16 protein-coding genes and 1 tRNA gene are annotated in these 17,662 nt (G+C 41.9%); 12 read left to right on the top strand and 5 right to left on the bottom strand.

The genetic code is table 11. The annotated features are described in order from the left end of the window. Positions 1-78: 78 nt before the first annotated feature. Positions 79-155: transfer RNA gene (locus tag A3774_RS10435), tRNA-Asp, on the bottom strand. 477 nt (positions 156-632) lie between these two features. Here A3774_RS10435 and A3774_RS10430 point away from each other — a divergent pair. Together A3774_RS10430 and A3774_RS10425 are read left to right on the top strand one after the other, a co-directional pair. Further along, the gene (locus A3774_RS10430; protein ID WP_067866946.1) at positions 633-1,196 is read left to right on the top strand and encodes a SecY-interacting protein Syd; all 564 of its coding nucleotides are present in this window, start codon (positions 633-635) and stop codon (positions 1,194-1,196) included. 4 nt (positions 1,197-1,200) lie between these two features. Further along, the gene (locus tag A3774_RS10425) at positions 1,201-1,779 is read left to right on the top strand and encodes a YajG family lipoprotein (RefSeq protein WP_067866944.1); all 579 of its coding nucleotides are present in this window, start codon (positions 1,201-1,203) and stop codon (positions 1,777-1,779) included. Between the two features lie 62 nt (positions 1,780-1,841). On the opposite strand, the gene A3774_RS10420 is transcribed toward A3774_RS10425, so the two are convergent. Further along, complete coding sequence (locus A3774_RS10420) at positions 1,842-2,510, bottom strand: DNA-3-methyladenine glycosylase I (RefSeq protein WP_067866942.1); 669 nt, start codon at positions 2,508-2,510, stop codon at positions 1,842-1,844. Between the two features lie 4 nt (positions 2,511-2,514). Further along, positions 2,515-2,925 (bottom strand): peptide-methionine (R)-S-oxide reductase MsrB, encoded by a 411-nt coding sequence (msrB, locus tag A3774_RS10415; RefSeq protein ID WP_067866939.1) that lies wholly within the window; start codon positions 2,923-2,925, stop codon positions 2,515-2,517. Positions 2,926-3,113: 188 nt separating this feature from the next. Here msrB and A3774_RS10410 point away from each other — a divergent pair, with 188 nt between their 5' ends. The 3 genes from A3774_RS10410 (at position 3,114) to A3774_RS10400 (ending at position 5,776) form a co-directional block, all read left to right on the top strand. Further along, entirely contained in the window at positions 3,114-4,328 is a 1,215-nt protein-coding gene (locus tag A3774_RS10410) for a pyridoxal phosphate-dependent aminotransferase (protein WP_067866937.1), read from the top strand. Positions 4,329-4,435: 107 nt separating this feature from the next. Next, on the top strand, positions 4,436-4,807 hold the full coding sequence (locus A3774_RS10405) for a hypothetical protein (RefSeq protein WP_067866935.1): 372 nt from the start codon (positions 4,436-4,438) through the stop codon (positions 4,805-4,807). Between the two features lie 144 nt (positions 4,808-4,951). Continuing rightward, the gene (locus A3774_RS10400) at positions 4,952-5,776 is read left to right on the top strand and encodes an HDOD domain-containing protein (RefSeq protein ID WP_067866934.1); all 825 of its coding nucleotides are present in this window, start codon (positions 4,952-4,954) and stop codon (positions 5,774-5,776) included. Between the two features lie 70 nt (positions 5,777-5,846). Here the strand turns inward: A3774_RS10400 and A3774_RS10395 are convergent, their stop codons facing one another. Together A3774_RS10395 and A3774_RS10390 are read right to left on the bottom strand one after the other, a co-directional pair. Next, the gene (locus A3774_RS10395) at positions 5,847-6,338 is read right to left on the bottom strand and encodes a 3'-5' exonuclease (RefSeq protein ID WP_067866932.1); all 492 of its coding nucleotides are present in this window, start codon (positions 6,336-6,338) and stop codon (positions 5,847-5,849) included. Beyond that, positions 6,339-7,244 carry a class I SAM-dependent methyltransferase gene (locus tag A3774_RS10390; protein ID WP_067866956.1) on the bottom strand — a complete coding sequence of 302 codons (906 nt, stop codon included), beginning with the start codon at positions 7,242-7,244 and terminating at the stop codon, positions 6,339-6,341. Between the two features lie 200 nt (positions 7,245-7,444). Between A3774_RS10390 and htpX the strand changes: the two genes are divergently transcribed. The 7 genes from htpX to A3774_RS10355 all read left to right on the top strand — a co-directional run bounded on the left by htpX (position 7,445) and on the right by A3774_RS10355 (position 17,622). After that, positions 7,445-8,338: a protease HtpX gene (htpX, locus tag A3774_RS10385; RefSeq protein WP_067866930.1), complete on the top strand. Its 894-nt coding sequence runs from the start codon at positions 7,445-7,447 to the stop codon at positions 8,336-8,338. A 439-nt stretch (positions 8,339-8,777) separates the two neighbouring features. Then, a complete protein-coding gene (locus A3774_RS10380; protein WP_067866928.1) occupies positions 8,778-9,590 on the top strand; it encodes a formate/nitrite transporter family protein in 813 nt (270 codons plus the stop codon). Positions 9,591-9,682: 92 nt separating this feature from the next. Continuing rightward, positions 9,683-11,404, top strand: coding sequence for a bifunctional protein-serine/threonine kinase/phosphatase (locus A3774_RS10375; RefSeq protein WP_067866926.1), 1,722 nt, complete (start codon positions 9,683-9,685; stop codon positions 11,402-11,404). 262 nt (positions 11,405-11,666) lie between these two features. Then, the gene (locus A3774_RS10370; RefSeq protein WP_197468054.1) at positions 11,667-13,115 is read left to right on the top strand and encodes a circularly permuted type 2 ATP-grasp protein; all 1,449 of its coding nucleotides are present in this window, start codon (positions 11,667-11,669) and stop codon (positions 13,113-13,115) included. 2 nt (positions 13,116-13,117) lie between these two features. After that, positions 13,118-14,122: an alpha-E domain-containing protein gene (locus tag A3774_RS10365; RefSeq protein ID WP_075107953.1), complete on the top strand. Its 1,005-nt coding sequence runs from the start codon at positions 13,118-13,120 to the stop codon at positions 14,120-14,122. Between the two features lie 60 nt (positions 14,123-14,182). Next, positions 14,183-16,741, top strand: a complete 2,559-nt coding sequence (locus A3774_RS10360) for a circularly permuted type 2 ATP-grasp protein (protein WP_067866921.1) — start codon at positions 14,183-14,185, stop codon at positions 16,739-16,741. After that, positions 16,738-17,622 carry a transglutaminase family protein gene (locus A3774_RS10355; RefSeq protein WP_067866919.1) on the top strand — a complete coding sequence of 295 codons (885 nt, stop codon included), beginning with the start codon at positions 16,738-16,740 and terminating at the stop codon, positions 17,620-17,622. The genes A3774_RS10360 and A3774_RS10355 overlap by 4 nt, the downstream gene beginning before the upstream one ends. The last annotated feature ends 40 nt before the right edge of the window (positions 17,623-17,662 follow it).

Here is a 17,662-nt window from a genome sequence, read left to right as displayed (position 1 = left end):
CGCTCTCCCAACTGAGCTACACGCCCACTAAGCAGATTAGCTTTTATACGATCTTCTCAGCATTTCGAAAAGAAAGATTGGCGGAATGGACGGGACTCGAACCCGCGACCCCCTGCGTGACAGGCAGGTATTCTAACCAACTGAACTACCACTCCACGTATACGGGACTCGAACCCGCGACCTCGATCTCCACTATCAGTGACAGACCGCTATCCCAACAAAGTGAACTACCACTCCACATAATACGGGACTCGAACCCGCGACCTCCACCTTAAGTGACGATCGCCAACCCGCTAAAGACATCAACTTAGCGCCTCAAACGGAGTGCGAATTTTACGGGTTTTAATGTGCATGTCAAACGTTTCAAATAAAAAAAAAGAAAAAGATCATTACTGCTTATTCTTTGTACAAAATCAGTAAGTTAAATAGAAACTGTAATGAAATCATTATGTTCCCGTAAATAGTAAACCAAGCTATCAACCACGACCTAACCTCTAACTAATAAACCAATACATTCATTCTGTTTACCCTCTCATATACCAGTATTTGTAAACCAAATACGTTAAAATGGCGTTTAATCTAATCCGCTCAATATCACATTAATAACGTTCGAATAACAGCTAAGGTATCGTATGTCAGAAAGCTCTGTTAGTTATGCAATGGATCAATTTATTAACAAACTGATAGCCATACAGCCCACCCCCCCCAAAATAAGATTTGATGAGGACTGGCCATCCCTTTGCTATTTAAATAAAACGAGTGACGGCTCTTTAGCAGATTGGCGTCCTACACGCCAACTAAAAGCCAATGATATGTTTACTCGTTTAAGCGCGGCCCTTGAAGAAGAAGTACATCAAGATATTATTGAGTACTACAGTCGCTACTGGTCTGACCCTATCCCTGCAAAATCAGCGGATGGCGATTTATGCTTACTGCAACCTTGGAATGAAGAAGATTTAGAACGGCTACGAGGCAACTTAATAGGTCATGCACTATCTAAACGTCAGCAAAAACGGCCACTGACCTTTTTTATTGCATGCCCAGAACCTGATAATGATTACTTTATCAGCGTCGACAATTATAGTGGTGAAGTATGGCTAGAGAAACCAGGCAAACCACCGATACGGAAACTAGAAAATACTTTAGCCGCTTTCATTAACGGTTTGAGCCCACGCCCTATAACGGATATGGAGTAATTCAATGCTATCGACCTATTCTTTAAAAATGATTTTTCCTGCAGCATTGCTAATGCTATCTACGGGCTGCGCATCGTTAAATTCACAAGTAATAGATATCCACCCAGAACTACAGGTCTCGCGAAAGCTGGATAAAGAGATACTTATAGATGTCCAAGCCCAAGATCTAAGAACAAACAAAGTCATAGGTTACCGAGCAACAGACGAAACACCAGCCCCTGAAATCATTCTAAAAGACAGTGTAGCCCTACTAAAACACTCCACCGAACACGCGTTAGAGGATATGGGGATTCGCCGCTTCTTTAAAGGCGAATATACAATGAAAGTGAATCTTATCAATCTAAATTACCAAGTAGAAAAACATGGACTCAAACAAACCGTTAATTTAGATATGAAAATTAATGTAGACCTAACAAAAGGTAGTAAACGCTACACAGGCAGCTATACAAATGAGAAGCAGCACACATTTGTTGGCACTCCATCAGAGCAAGAAAATATTAAAATAATTAATGAGCTAGTGACTGAAAATATGAATCTAGTCGTGAATGACAAACAACTACTAGACTTTATTCAATTCAACTAAACCTAAAACTAGGGATCTCAGGGGAGGGTAAAGTCTCTGATATCCCTACTAAAACGCAACAACTACCAACCAACAGTAAATGATAATAAACGGCTAATTTGACTTAAAGGCCGCCCCGATTCTACTTGCCAAAGATTAAAACAATCCTGCACTTTTTGCAGATCACGTTTGGCCGTCGGCTTTTTATCGATAACCCCTTGAGCTTTCAATGCTGCGACCACATCATCGGTTAGAATAAAAGAATCCTTCCCTACCATTCTTAAAAAATAAGCACCCGAATTACCACCAAGCTGCTGACCATGCTTTTTAAGGTAAGCCCACAAACCAACAATATCTGAAGTGGGCCAATCAGCTAAAAATCGTGCAAAGCTACCTTTATTTAGAGCTAGCTCATGGACCATTAACGCATTATTGCGAGTCGCTTTAATCTTACCCCAATGCCTAATAATCTTATCATTCTGCATCAGTTTTTCGAGCTGCTCATCACTCATCAAACTAATCTTTTCAGGATCAAAGCCAAAGAAAGCTTTCTCGAATTCAGGCCATTTACTGTCAACTAAAGCGTGTTTCAATCCAGCGCGAAACACCCTTCGTGACATAACACTCAACAAGCGATCATCTGCTATCAAAGCAAGCTCTTCTGTTTCTAAAGGCTGAGGGAGCAAAAACTCTATATCATCCTCCAGCTTATGCTGCTTTGCATGCTCATAAATCCATTGAAAACTCTTCATGACTTTAAACAGACTCCTCATCAAAATCCAATGAGGCTGAGTTAATGCAATAACGAAGCCCTGTTGGCTGCGGTCCATCAGTAAAAACATGTCCTAAATGGGCATCACACCTCGCACAAGTAACTTCTGTTCGCACCATGCCATGAGAAGCATCATGATGTTCTGCTACAACACTTTTCATATTAGGCTGGAAAAAACTAGGCCATCCACAGCCTGAATCGTATTTATGCTCCGAGCTAAATAAAGTCTCACCGCAACATTTACATAAATAAGTGCCCTGCTGGTGGGTATTATAATATTCACCGGTAAATGGCCGTTCTGTTCCTTTTTCACGGCACACATTAAACTCAGCTGGCGATAAAACTTCGCGCCATTCATCATCTGTCCGACTTATTTTTTCTTTTTTATCACTCATAACTTCTCCAGAACCTTAAATAATCTACAACTAATAATGCTACAGAGCCCTGTATCTATAGGTTTCGCGAAATAAAAGGCGTATGATTATTCTCTTTTTTTAGAGGCTAATCATACCGATTTAGCCACATTGTAATAGGACAACATACAGCTCTATAGATTCCAGCTGATGTTCCGCAGGACATAAAAATGCCAGTAATCCGTAAATCAAACAAGCTAATCAATGTTTGCTATGACATTCGCGGACCTGTTCTTCAAGAAGCAAAACGCCTTGAAGAGGAAGGCCAACGAATTCTTAAATTAAACATTGGCAACCCAGCCCCATGGGGATTTGATGCGCCAGAAGAGATCGTACAGGATGTAATTTACAACCTACCCGCCTCCCAAGGCTATATCGATTCAAAAGGTTTGTTTTCCGCCCGTAAAGCGGTGATGCAAGAGTGTCAGAAAAACGGAATCCGTAATGTAGGCATCGAAGACATTTATATAGGCAATGGTGTATCAGAACTGATCGTCATGGCCATGCAAGGCCTGCTTAACGATTCAGATGAGATGCTAATCCCTGCACCCGATTACCCGCTATGGACCGCCGCAGTTAGTTTAAGTAGCGGTACCCCAGTGCACTATCACTGTGATGAGGAAAAAGGCTGGGCGCCGGACATCGAAGATATCCGCAACAAGATAACTGAGCGCACCAAAGGTATAGTGGTTATCAACCCAAACAACCCTACTGGTGCGGTCTACCCCAAAGCAGTGCTTGAGCAGATCGTTGATCTCGCTCGCGAACATAACCTTATTGTTTTTGCTGACGAGATATACGACAAGATCCTTTATGATGAGGTGGAACACACTTCACTCGCCTCACTGGCGGAAGACGTTCTGTTTATCTCTTTTAATGGTTTATCAAAATCATACCGCGCCGCAGGTTTTCGCTCTGGCTGGATGATTGTCAGCGGGCCTAAGTATCATGCACGAGACTACATTGATGGTTTAGATATGCTATCCAGCATGCGCTTATGCTCAAACGTGCCTACGCAGCATGCAATCCAAACAGCCTTAGGTGGATACCAGAGCATTAATGAATTAATCACTCCCGGTGGTCGTTTATATGAGCAGCGCAACTTAGCTTGGGAGATGCTTAACGACATTCCTGGGGTCAGCTGTGAAAAACCCGAAGGGGCTCTCTACCTATTCCCTAAACTGGATCCAGAAGTACACCCGATTAAGAATGACGAAAAAATGGCACTGGATCTTCTCCTTCAACAAAAAGTATTAATTGTTCAAGGTAGCGGATTTAATGTTCCAGACACTCAACACTTTAGGTTAGTTTTTTTACCTAGAGAAGATGTGCTTGAAGATGCCATTGAACGTATTGGAGTTTTTCTGAAAACCTATAAGCAATAATCAACTAGGCCACTCATTGAGTGGCCTATTTTGTAAAGACATTGTCACCAAACCGTCTTATACTAAAATCGTAATATAAATAGCCTTTTGAATTAGTGGAACTAAACATGTTTATTAAGGTAAGAAAAAACTGCGGCATCTACATGGAACATAATGGTTTGGAGCAGCGACACTTAGTGCCTGTTACATCGAACTTTCTTATTAACCTTACGCATGTAGCAGAAATATCGTTTTACACGATAAAAGAAAGTAAGGTTCGCTTTGATCTTGAACATCATGAAGTGACTGTACCACCTCATACTCGTGTAATTCACCTTCAGATGAATTACCTGTACGGTTCATACAAAGAAACAGTGAATGATAAAAAAGCGCGCCTAATTGACCGTTGCTTTTACAAGCTGTACTTCATGCCTGAAGAGATGGGGCAATACGAAGAGATTCGTGAGCAGATTGAAGGCTTAGTTCTCAATCAGCAATGAGAAATCAAAAGGCGGCTAACTTAGCCGCTTTTTCTCAGAACCTCTCTTATAAACCCTCCCCGTCTAATAAAAATAGCGTACATCAAAATATATTTAGCCTCCGTTTTGAAGTACCTAATAAAAATCTGAGCTATAAGGGATATTATGGAGATTCGTGAACTACTCAAACAAACGGATAGATTGCCCAACGTTCCTGACGTCGTTAGGCAACTAATACAGCAATTAAACAACCCAGCAGCTGATTACGGTGAAATTGCTAAAAAAGTATCTAATGACCAAACCCTCTCTTTAAAAATTCTTCGGCTCGTCAATTCTGCCCACTTTGGTTTAAGCCGCAAAGTATCATCCATTGAGCAAGCTGTTGTAATGTTAGGCATGGTTCGCCTCAAAACACTCGTCATTGCATCAGGCATTGCCGGTTCGGTTCAAGAAGTTAAAGGCATCGATCTTAAGCAATTCTGGAGCGATGCATTTCAAGTTGCTGCATTGTCAAAATGGCTTGCCGAACAAGGCTCTCAAATAAACCCAGACGTGGCTTTTACTGCAGGATTAATTCATAACATCGGACAACTCTTACTTCATTTAGCCGACCCTATACAAGCTCAAACAATCCAAGCTTTAATTGAAGAATCGAACTGTAGTCGTGATGAGGCAGAGAAAGAGTGTTTTGGCTTTACTTCGCAAGAAGCGGGGCAAGCACTACTTAATATGTGGAAATTTCCTAAAGAACTAGGCGAAGCAATACTGCAATATAAACATCCTGCCAGCGCTGACACCCCCTCACCTCTTGCAGCTATTGTAAACTTAGCAACATTAATACATTCTGCCGCACATAAAGGTGAATCAACCGAAGTTCTAAAAGAACAGTTTCCCGACGATATAGCCGTTTTAGCTGGAATTTCATCTGATACTTATGATGCGCTCGAAGAAGCACTGCTTTTAGATTCAGGCTTAAACAGTCTAGCTTAATTTATATCGCAGTAAATAAAGCGACGGATAACAGATTATTCTTGTCGCTTTTTAGACTAATCAGAACCGATCAAGCTGTTTCAGGCCCTTGCAGCGTTACCGCTTTAATACATTTAATAATATCCTCAACATCCTGCAACGCACGATGACGTCTAAATTGTGCTTTTGCTAAAAAGCTGAACTGAATACGTTGCTCTTTATTTAATATTCGATCTAAACCCGCCATTCTAAAACTCGGCTGAATACCTGTAGCCTCAAATAAACGGCTTAGCCAAAACAGATCAAATTCAAAAGCATCGCTAATCAACGTTTTTCCTGTCAACATTTTATTCATACGCTTACAGGCATTAACTATATCTAAACCTTTGCTGACCAAATCATCACGATCTATACCATGCATCTCTTCCGCATGCTCATCCCAATAATGCCAGCCAGCTGCTGATTCAGGATTAATTAGAAAACTATCCTGCTCACCGGTTTCATCATTAATCCAAGCAATCTCAATAGGATAAGACTCCGCGCCCAATCCACTTGCTTCTAGATCAATACAAATTAATTCCACTCATCTCTCCCTAGCATACAACAACACTTTTAACCCTTTTTCTAACTCTGCTTCTGGAAAATCTTCAGGGTTACTTAAACGCTCAACAAACGTAAAGTCTGGGCATTCGTCTAACATCAGCTGTTTTAAAAATTCAGTGCCATTTTTAGGGTCATTATGGCATGCCAAAACTTGGCTTCCCGATTCTGTGAGATCACTCAAACGTCGAATCACTTTACGATAATCTTTTTCCGCCACAAAACTACCAGGCTGAAAACTAGGTGGATCTATAACAATCACATCATAAGGCCCCAGTTGACGCACTCGCTTCCAAGATCTAAATAGATCATAAGCCAGAAACGTGACTCTATCACCTTTAATACCATTTAATCGGTGGTTATCACGCCCTGTACTTATCGCCCCTTTAGACATATCTACATTAACAACATGATCTGCCCCGCCTGCAATGGCAGCAACAGAAAAGGCACAAGTGTAGGAAAAAAGGTTCAGCACACGTTTTTGATTCCCATTATCCTTAATCCACCGTCGGCCTTCACGCATATCTAAAAACAAACCACTGTTTTGATTGCGTTGCGGCTTAACATAATAAGACAATCCAAGTTCCTGAGTTTCCATTAGCTCTGGAACCTCTCCCCAAGCCACATCTTGGTTTACGCCTTTGCCACGCGAGCGCTGCTGCACCACCAATCCCTTAATCTGCGGCAGCTCGTTAAGTGCCTCACTTAACGTTTCAATCCAATCAGGCTCAACATCACGATAAAATCTAGCAACCGCGTAAGGAGGAAACCAATCAATAACCAAATGCTCAAAGCCTTCAAAGCAGTGCCCACGCCCGTGAAAAATTCTACGCGCTTCATTGTCTGAATTAGACAACTGCTTTTTAACTTCGCTCAAGATTGTATGCATTAAGATTCCTAGATAATGAGGATCAAAAAAATCACGCATTATAGGCCTGTGTTGCGCTCTACACCAGCTATGTTGAAAGTTCTTCTATTTGCCTAATCAATCGAAAAAACTATACAAACAAACAGGATTAATTCACTTGAAACTTTCCCCTTGCGCCCTAATCTAAGTAACAACTTTTTATAATAGGAACATAGACACAGATGATGCGTATCGGCCTTTTTCTGCTCACTAATATTGCCGTATTAATTGTAGCCAGTATCACACTGAATTTACTCGGTGTAGAGCACTACATATCAAGTTCTGGCCTAAATCTAACCAGCCTACTCATTTTTTGTGCTGTATTTGGCTTTATTGGCTCTTTTATCTCCCTTTTCCTATCCAAAAAAATGGCAAAAATGTCCACGGGTACGGAGATCATAACTCATGCCCGTAACGCTGATGAGCAATGGTTACTTGATACAGTAGCTGAACTTTCAGAAAAAGCTGGCATTAAAATGCCTGAAGTTGGCATATTCCCTGCCCAACAAGCCAATGCATTTGCTACCGGCTGGAATAAAAACGATGCTTTAGTTGCCGTCAGCTTAGGATTACTACAGCGATTCCAGCGAGAAGAAGTAAAGGCTGTTATGGCCCATGAGATAGGCCATGTTGCCAATGGTGATATGGTAACCATGACTTTAGTGCAAGGGGTTATTAATACTTTTGTTATGTTCTTCGCCCGTATTGCTGGTTACGCTGTAGATAGCTTTTTAAAGAACAGTAATGACAACAGCCCAGCAGGTACAGGTATTGGTTACTACATAACTGTATTTATCTTTGAGATGATCTTCGCTGTCTTAGCTTCATTTATTGTCGCTTGGTTCTCAAGATATCGTGAATATCGTGCTGACGAAGCAGGTGCTCGACTATCAAGCAATCATGCCATGATCGGTGCTTTGCAACGTCTAAAAGCTGAATATGATATGCCAGATCAGATGCCCGGACAGCTCACCGCATTCGGAATAAGCAGCCATATGAAATCCGGGTTGATGGCACTTATGGCAAGTCACCCACCTTTAGATCAACGTATAGCTGCGCTTCAATCAATGAAGTGAAGCTTTAATCGGATACTTGAAAATAGATTTCCTAACGACTTGTAAGACGAAAACTAAGTCTTACAAGTCTTAATAAAGCTACAACCTCTACCTATCAATCCCAATATCCCTCCTAATCACCGCCCCATAAAAGAGCACAATCATTAGACAAGCACAATTAGCTAGCAACTATTATTTTATTCATGTCTAAAATCCATATAAAAACAAATCAAAAACAACCTTAACCAACTGTTTTAAAAGATAATAAAAAAAATAGGCATAGCTTATGCTTTGAATTCAATCAGATAGTTCTCTATCGAACTAACATTACAGTGAACTAGGGCAATGGCGTCCACTAACTACTCTTTAAAAGAGTAAGGTAGTGTGCGCTTTTTTTTCGCCTAAAGAACTGTAACCACCGGTTTTTAAAAAATTCTAAACATTGAATGAGGCAATAAAAATGGCTTACTTACTCCCCTCCGAATTTGTGACGAAGATGGTGGACGCAGGTGAATCTAAAGTTCACATGTCGACACGTGACACTCTAATCCGCGCATATATGGCAGGTGCTATATTGGCACTAGCCGCTGTATTTGCCATTACTGTTGCAGTTAAAACCGGTGTATTTTTAATCGGCGCAATACTCTTCCCTGTTGGCTTTTGTATGCTTTACCTTATGGGTTTTGACTTACTTACCGGTGTTTTCGTCCTCACCCCGCTAGCATTACTCGATAAACGTCCCGGTGTAACCGTTCAGGGCGTTTTAAGAAACTGGGGATTAGTTTTCCTTGGCAACTTTGCAGGGGCATTAACTGTAGCGGTAATGATGGCCTTCGTTTTCACCTATGGCTTTAATACGGACCCAGGTGCAGTAGGTGCAAAAATTGCCAGCGTAGGTGAGTCCCGTACTTTAGGTTATGCCGAATATGGCGCAGCCGGTTGGTTTACTATTTTTATTCGCGGCATGCTATGCAATTGGATGGTATCGATGGGTGTTGTAGGTGCAATGATCTCAACCTCCGTAAGTGGCAAAGTACTCGCAATGTGGATGCCTATAATGCTGTTCTTCTTCATGGGATTTGAACACTCCGTCGTCAACATGTTCCTTTTCCCATCGGGTATTATTATGGGAGGTGATTTCTCAGTGATGGATTACTTTATCTGGAACGAGATCCCAACAGCACTTGGTAACTTAGTCGGTGGTTTAGCCTTTACAGGTTTAACCCTTTACACCACACATATCAGAACAGGTAAAAAACGCGCTATCGCTTAAACACCCTGTGTAAACGACTGACCGTTTTGCACACTTCTGCATAACACAACAAAAGCCCTCTCATCTAGGTGAAGGGCTTTTTGGTACTAATAATGACAGCCAAACTTACTGTATCGATTGGGCAATATTCCGACAAAGGCCGTAAAGAGAGCAATCAAGATTTCCACGGTTTTGTTATCCCGACAAACGCTCAGTTGAACCTTAAAGGTATTGCTTGCGCCGTTGCCGATGGCATCAGCAGCAGCCAAGTCAGTCATATAGCAAGCGAAACAGCGATAAAAAGCTTTCTCGATGATTACTATTGCACATCCGATGCTTGGTCCGTACAAACATCAGGAAAGCGAGTATTATCCGCAGCAAACGCTTGGCTTTACGCACAAACAAGAAACAGCGATTTCCGCTACGATAAAGACAAAGGTTATGTTTGCACCTTTAGCGCGATGATCATTAAAAGCACAACTGCTTATCTGTTTCATATTGGCGATTCTAGAATCTATAAGTTTCATGAGCATGCTTTAGAACAGCTCACTAAAGACCATCGATTATGGATATCACAAGACAAAAGCTACCTCAGTCGCGCACTCGGTATTGAGCCACAACTAGAACTTGATTTTTTATCCGTACCTATCGCAACAAACGACATCTTCATATTAGCAACCGATGGCGTTTATGAGTATGTAGACGCTATCTTCATAGACAATGCATTAAACGAAAACAGTAACGACCTAAATCAAGCAGCCAAAAAAATTGTTGAACATGCATTGGAATCCGGTAGTAAAGACAACTTAACGATTCAAATTATCCGCATTGATTCTGTACCGCAACAAGATGCAAACGATATACAACTTCAAGTTGACGACCTTCCCCTACCCCCCATACTCGTGCCCCGCGAACAGTTTGATGGGTATAAGATTATTCGCGAAATACACGCAACCAGCCGCAGTCATGTTTACCTTGCGGTAGATGATGAAACTAATGAACACGTTATTCTGAAAATCCCATCGATAGACCTACGAGGTGATCCTGATTACCTTGAGCGTTTTTTAATGGAAGAATGGATCGCTCGCCGTATCAATAGCGCCCATGTACTAAAAGCAGGCAAGCAAACAAGAAAAAGGAACTTCCTCTACACCACGACTGAATATATAGAAGGCCAGACATTAAAGCAGTGGATGATTGATAACCCTAAGCCAAGTATTGAAGCTGTCCGGGCCATTATAGAGCAAGTTGCAAAAGGGTTACGGGCTCTGCATAGAATGGATATTCTTCATCAGGATATAAAGCCCGATAACATTATGATCGATACATCCGGCACGGTAAAAATCATTGACTTTGGCTCAGTTAGAATAGCCGGTATTGTAGAATCTTCCTCAATTCAAGAACAGTGCGAAATACTAGGCACAGCACTTTATACAGCCCCCGAGTACTTTTTGGGCGACATAGGTACTAGCCGCTCAGATCTCTATTCACTAGGCGTCTTAACCTATCACATGCTATCTAATCGTTTTCCTTACGGCACTCAAGTTTCTAAATCCCGCACTCCCGCTGCGCAAAAGAAGCTTAATTACAACTCGGTCTTAGACGAGGATAGAGAGACACCCGCTTGGATCGATGAAACACTTAAGAAAGCGGTACACCCAAACCCCTATAAACGATATGAAGAGTTATCAGAATTCATATTTGATCTTAGACACCCCAACAAAACATTCCTTAATAAAAGCCGCCCCCCCTTAATGGAGCGTAATCCCGTACTCGTTTGGCAAGCCATAACCGCTCTACTAACCTGCATCATTATCTACCTACTCAACAAATAGTTGAGTAAACATAACGTAATGTTGAGAATGTCCTATAATCATAATGGCTTATCGATCATGTCATCATTTTGCCAAACGCCCCATATATGATCATACACCAATACTGGCCTGAAACTTGCTGATCCCTATATATACGGCGAATTAAACGCTTACATAAGATATGCAAACGGTTTAAGCATCATATTGGTGCGATCAGTATAAATTAGTGCGTATTTAACGTTCGATAGCGCTCAATATTAAGATCAATAATCTGGGTATAGGTATGATTTGGGATAATTATCAATCTAAGCAGCATTATGACGAACTCATCACCCCCACAGGACGTGCTAGAGATTCCGCAGATAAATTAGTGAAACATATCTCCGAAATGGACGAAAAAGATCTTGATAGACGCCGCCAAATGGCTGATGTGACAATTCAAGAAATGGGGATTTCATTTACCGTTTATACCGAAGAAGGAAATATAGATAGAGCTTGGCCTTTTGATATCATTCCTCGCACCATTCCTGCCCCTTTATGGAAAACAACTGCAGATGGCTTAAAACAGCGTTTAAAAGCCCTTAATATGTTTATTGATGATCTCTATCACGATCAAAATGTGATTAAAGATGGCATCATTCCTGAACATATCATCAAAGAGTCAAAAAACTTTCGGCCTGAATGCGTCGGTGTGAACCCTGCACATGGCGTATGGGCGCACATATGTGGAACCGACCTAGTCAGAGATGCTGACGGTCAATTTTATGTTTTAGAAGATAACCTCCGAGTACCTTCAGGTGTTTCATATATGCTTGAAAACAGGGCAATCACTAAGCGCATTTTGCCTGAGATGTTTGAAAAAGAGAATATACTGCCATTAGATGATTACCCTGAACAACTCTTTGATATGCTGCTATCTCTCTCACCTCGAGAGATAGAAGAACCTGAAATTGTTGTCCTCACACCCGGTATTTTTAACTCTGCTTACTTTGAACATGCTTTTCTCGCACAAAAGATGGGGGTCGAGCTCGTTGAAGGCAGCGATCTATTTGTGGACGATGATGATTGTGTTTATATGAAAACCATCTCCGGCCCTGAAAGAGTCGATGTAATTTATCGTCGTATTGATGATCTTTTTATCGACCCAGAAGTATTTGATAAAGAATCAGTTTTAGGTGTTCCCGGCATGATGAGGGCTTGGAAAGCGGGCAATGTTGCACTGGCTAATGCACCCGGCGCGGGCGTAGCCGATGACAAAGTCATTTATGCCTATGTACCTAAAATTATTGAGTATTACCTCAATGAGAAGCCAATATTGCCTAATGTAGAAACGTTCCTCTGTGAAGATCCAGAGCAAAGAGCTTACGTTTTAGAGCACCTAGATGAACTGGTAATTAAGCCCGCCAATGAATCTGGCGGGTATGGGATGCTCATTGGACCTCACTCGACTAAAAAAGAGCAAGCAACCTTTGCTGAGTTAATTCAAGAAAATCCACGCAACTATATTGCCCAACCTACGCTAAGTTTATCCACAGCTCCAACATTAATTAGCTCTAACACCATGGAGCCAAGACATTTAGACCTACGCCCTTTTATTCTTCAAGGAAAAAACACATATGTCACAACCGGTGGTTTAACCCGCGTCGCCATGAAAAAAGGCTCATTGGTTGTCAACTCATCGCAAGGTGGTGGCAGTAAAGATACTTGGATTGTCGATACAGAGGATAAATAATTATGCTATCTCGTGTTGCTGAAAGAATTTATTGGAGTGCGCGCTACCTAGAGCGTGTAGAAAATACAGCTCGACTCGTTGGGGTTTATGATAACCTTTTATTTGACCTTCCTCGTGACACCAATATTAGCTGGTTTAACCTGATAAAAATCAATAGCTGTATTGATACTTTCTCTGATCGCTATAAAGTGCAGACAGAGCATAACGTTGTTAAGTTCTTATTAGCTGACGATACCAACCCAAGCTCTATGCTATCGTCATTGAAGCAAGCGAAAGAAAATATCCGCACAACCCGTGATGTACTTCCACAAGACACATGGGAGCTCATCAATGAATTAGATCTATATGCACGTAACCATATCCGCCAAGGAATCAACCGTACGGATCGCCATAAATTTCTAAACAGCATTATTCAAAGGTGCCAAGAGATTAATGGCCTTTTCGAAGGAGCGATGAGCCGCGATGCCTCTTGGCAATTTATGACCCTCGGTCGTAACCTTGAAAGAGCAGATATGACAACCCGTATTCTCGATGCGGGCGTATCAATTATGCTCCAGCCTAATGAAGGAACCCGCATTAATCTTAGCCAAGTCGTTTGGGGAAATGTCTTGCGCTCACTCAGTGGCTATATGAACTATCGAAGAAGTGTTCGTACAGCCATTGTATCTAAGAAAGTAGCGCGCTTTTTATTAGAAGATGAGTACTTTCCAAGAACCATCCATTTTTGTATTAATGAGTTAGAGTCTGCGGCTAAAAAGTTACCCCGCTCAAAACCGATTCTACAAGAGATAAAAACATTGAAAAAACTCCATTACTCTCTTGCCAATGGAAACCCTCTGGATGAGAAGTTTCGTGACTACCTAAATCAATTACAGATTAATATTTCTGATTTAAACAATGCATTAATGACTAATTGGTTTGCCTTTAACATGGGCGATCATCAAGAAGAAAACCTTCCATTAAAAAAGGTAACTCAAAAAGAATACCAGTTTGCTCGTCAGGCATAGCCCTTTATCATTGAAGAACAGCTATAATGAGCCCGAATTTGTTAATTAAAGAGCAAACCAGTGCAAAGCAAGCAGACGCAAACGCAAACTCAGGGCAATCAAGACCAAAATTTCCATTGGTCTTTTTCGCCTGATGGGCATTACAACGAAGCTTATGATAAGTTAGGCCTGCCTCGTGCGCACTGGGAATATCTACTTGATAGTATCAATGCACTTGGCTCTTCAGGTTTACAAGACCGTTATCAAAAAGCATCACGTATTCTGCGTGATGACGGTGCAACCTATAATCTCATTAGTGATCCTTTAGGTAAGAACACATGGGAACTTGATCCTATTCCTATGTTAATCTCTAGTGATGAATGGAGCCTAATTGAACAAGGTTTAATAGAGCGAGCAGAACTCCTCAATTTAGTTCTAAAAGATATTTATGGCCCTCAGGAACTCATCAGACAAGGGATTATTCCTCCAGAGATTATCTATAGCCATCCAGGTTTTCTGCGTCAATGTAAAGGTATTACAATGCCTGGGGAGCACAGTTTAATACTGCACGCTACCGATATGACTCGCGGGCCTGATGGCAATATGATCATCATTGGTGATCGTACCCAAGCTCCTAGTGGTGCAGGTTATGCGCTAGAAAACAGAACTGTTCTTTCACGTGTGATACCGAGCCTTTTTCGCGACAGTCAAGTACATCGTTTAGCGCTCTTTTTTCAATCACTTCGCGCAACGTTAAGTTCACTTTCACCCACCCCCGGCGATGACCCACAAATTGTAATTCTGAGTCCCGGTGCTTATAGTGAAACCTATTTCGAGCATACCCATTTATCAAACTACTTAGGCTATCCCCTTGTTCAAGGCAGCGACTTAACTGTTAGAGATGGTCATGTCTGGCTAAAATCGCTCAATGGCCTTCGTAAAGTCGATGTTATTCTACGCCGTGTAGACGATATTTACTGTGATCCGGTCGAGCTTAAATCAGATTCATATTTAGGTATTCCTGGCCTTGTCGAGGTTGTTCGAGCTGGGAATGTAGTCGTTAGTAATCCACTGGGATCAGGTATTTTAGAAACCCCTGCGCTGCTAAAATTTCTGCCGGCTATCAGCCAACACTTTTTCGGGCATAATCTAAAACTACCATCAGTGGACACCTGGTGGTGCGGCGACCCACAGGATATGCTGTATATCAAAGACAATATTGATTCTCTTATCATCAAGCCTGCCATGCGCCAAGCGAAAAGCCCCAGTATACACGGCCATACTCTATCTGAGTCCGACAAAAAAAACGTGCTCGCGCGTATTGAGAAAGCCCCCTATAACTTTGTTGCCCAAAGTTATATCTCACCTTCTTATATTCCCGCTTGGCAAGAGCAACAACTAAAAACACGCCCGTCAATCTTCCGCACATTTACCGTTGCAACTGAAAGCACCTATGCGGTTATGTCTGGTGGACTCACCCGTGTCGGGCTTTCAGGGCAGGATAGTTTTGTATCAAATCAGGTAGGTTCACAAAGCAAAGATACTTGGATATTAGCCTCTGAACCGGAAAAACAATTATCACTGGTCGAAGACCGAAGTATTGCACAAGAATCCAATCTACCCAGCCGTGTCGTTGAAAATTTATTCTGGTTAGGTCGATATGCAGAACGGGCAGAATCAACCATACGGTTGATTCGCACCGTGTTTATGCAGTTAAACAGTATAGACCCCTTACCAGAAGCTAGTAAAAAGCTCCTATTGCAGGCACTATCAAAACAAACAAACTGTTTACCTGGCTTTACAGGAAGCCCCGCACTCCTTAACCAAGATCAGGAATTAATTAACCTCATCTTAGATACACAGCGTCCCGACAGCATCAAATCATGTTTACTCTCTGTCTTGACCTGTTCTGAAGAAGTCAAAGAAATGCTTTCGGCGGATACGCACCGCATCGTCAACGATCTACGTGATAATCTGTATGATTTAGAACGTGCTTATGTAGGTGGCATGCCCTCAGCACCTGAAGAAACGCTCGACCCATTAGTAACAACGCTCCTCGCCTTATCAGGGCTCAGCCATGAAAGTATGCTTAGAGGGATAGGCTGGAAATTTCAAGAGATCGGGCGACGTGTCGAACGCTCACTGCAAACATCACGCTTAATCCAATCGTTACTAACACCTGAATTAGCACAGACTGATCAACCCCAAATGCTTGAAGCAGTATTGCTTAGTGTCGAAGCATTAATCACCTTTAGACGCCGCTATAGAACCTATAATGATATAGCGCACGGATTAGAGTTATTAATGCTAGATGAAACCAATCCACGTTCAGTATTTTTTCAAATTAAGCGCCTACAGGCTCACTTTGAGGAACTCCCTCAAGCGGTTTCACCGCAAAAACCAGGCTTAAATCCTGCCCAGAAAGCGATTATTAAATCACTTAATGGCATCCAACTGGCTGATTTAGATAACCTAGCCAAAGTGGACTCACAAAGTAAAAAACGGATCGCACTAGATAACCTATTAAATGAAGTACGTGCGCAAGTAGAAGAGTTTTCTACCCTTCTTAGCGAACAGTACTTTGACCACAGTGCAGGGCCTCAACAATTAGCAGAAACACAAGAGATTATCTCCATATGATCTATAAAATCAGACATATTACCGAGTATAAATATCATAGCCCTGTGTCTCTGTGTTACAACCAAGCCCATCTACTACCACGGGATACATTGGAGCAAAACTGCGCACCGAGTAATGTAGTTATTACACCTAAACCCAATTACATGGCACAACATAGTGATTACTTTGGCAATCACTATGTTTACTTCTCGTTGCAAAAGCCCCATACGAAGCTCGTCATCGATGTCACCACTGAGATTAATAGCCAAAATGAACGCGCCGCATTTGCACTAGAACTCGGTATCAGCTGTAAAGCGGCGCGTGAAATGCTTATGTACAACCAAGATCCCGATACCATTCAAGCTAAAGAATATATCTTAGATTCACCGATGATCCGCCCAAACACTGCCTTAAAAGCGTACGCTGAGGCACTTTTCCAAGATGATATACCTCTTTTATCTGCTGCTCGCGCGCTCACTACGAAAATATTTAACGACTTCAAATACGATCCAAGCTCCACAACGGTAGCCACCCCTTTAGATGAAGTGCTACAACGAAAAAGTGGTGTTTGCCAAGATTTCGCACATATAGCGATTGGCTGTTTACGGGCGTTAGGCTACCCCGCACGTTACGTTAGTGGCTATCTTGAAACGCTACCTCCGCCTGGCCAAGAAAAACTAGTTGGTGCCGACGCATCCCATGCATGGTTTGCTATTTATTCCCCCGGCGAAGGATGGTTCGAATTCGATCCAACTAATGACGACATACCAAAAGAGCAGCATATTACAACGGCATGGGGACGCGATTATTCTGATGTCACGCCACTTAAAGGCGTTATATTTGATGGTGGCAATAGCCATCAACTAAGCGTATCTGTAGATGTCCGACGCTTAGAACAATAACGTTAAAAGCTTAATTTGATAGCTTCAGCCACAGAAGGTG

It is taken from the genome of Neptuniibacter marinus, from assembly GCF_001597725.1.
Classification (GTDB): Bacteria; Pseudomonadota; Gammaproteobacteria; order Pseudomonadales; family Balneatricaceae; genus Neptuniibacter; species Neptuniibacter marinus.
This window is presented reverse-complemented; position numbering and strand designations above follow the sequence as displayed.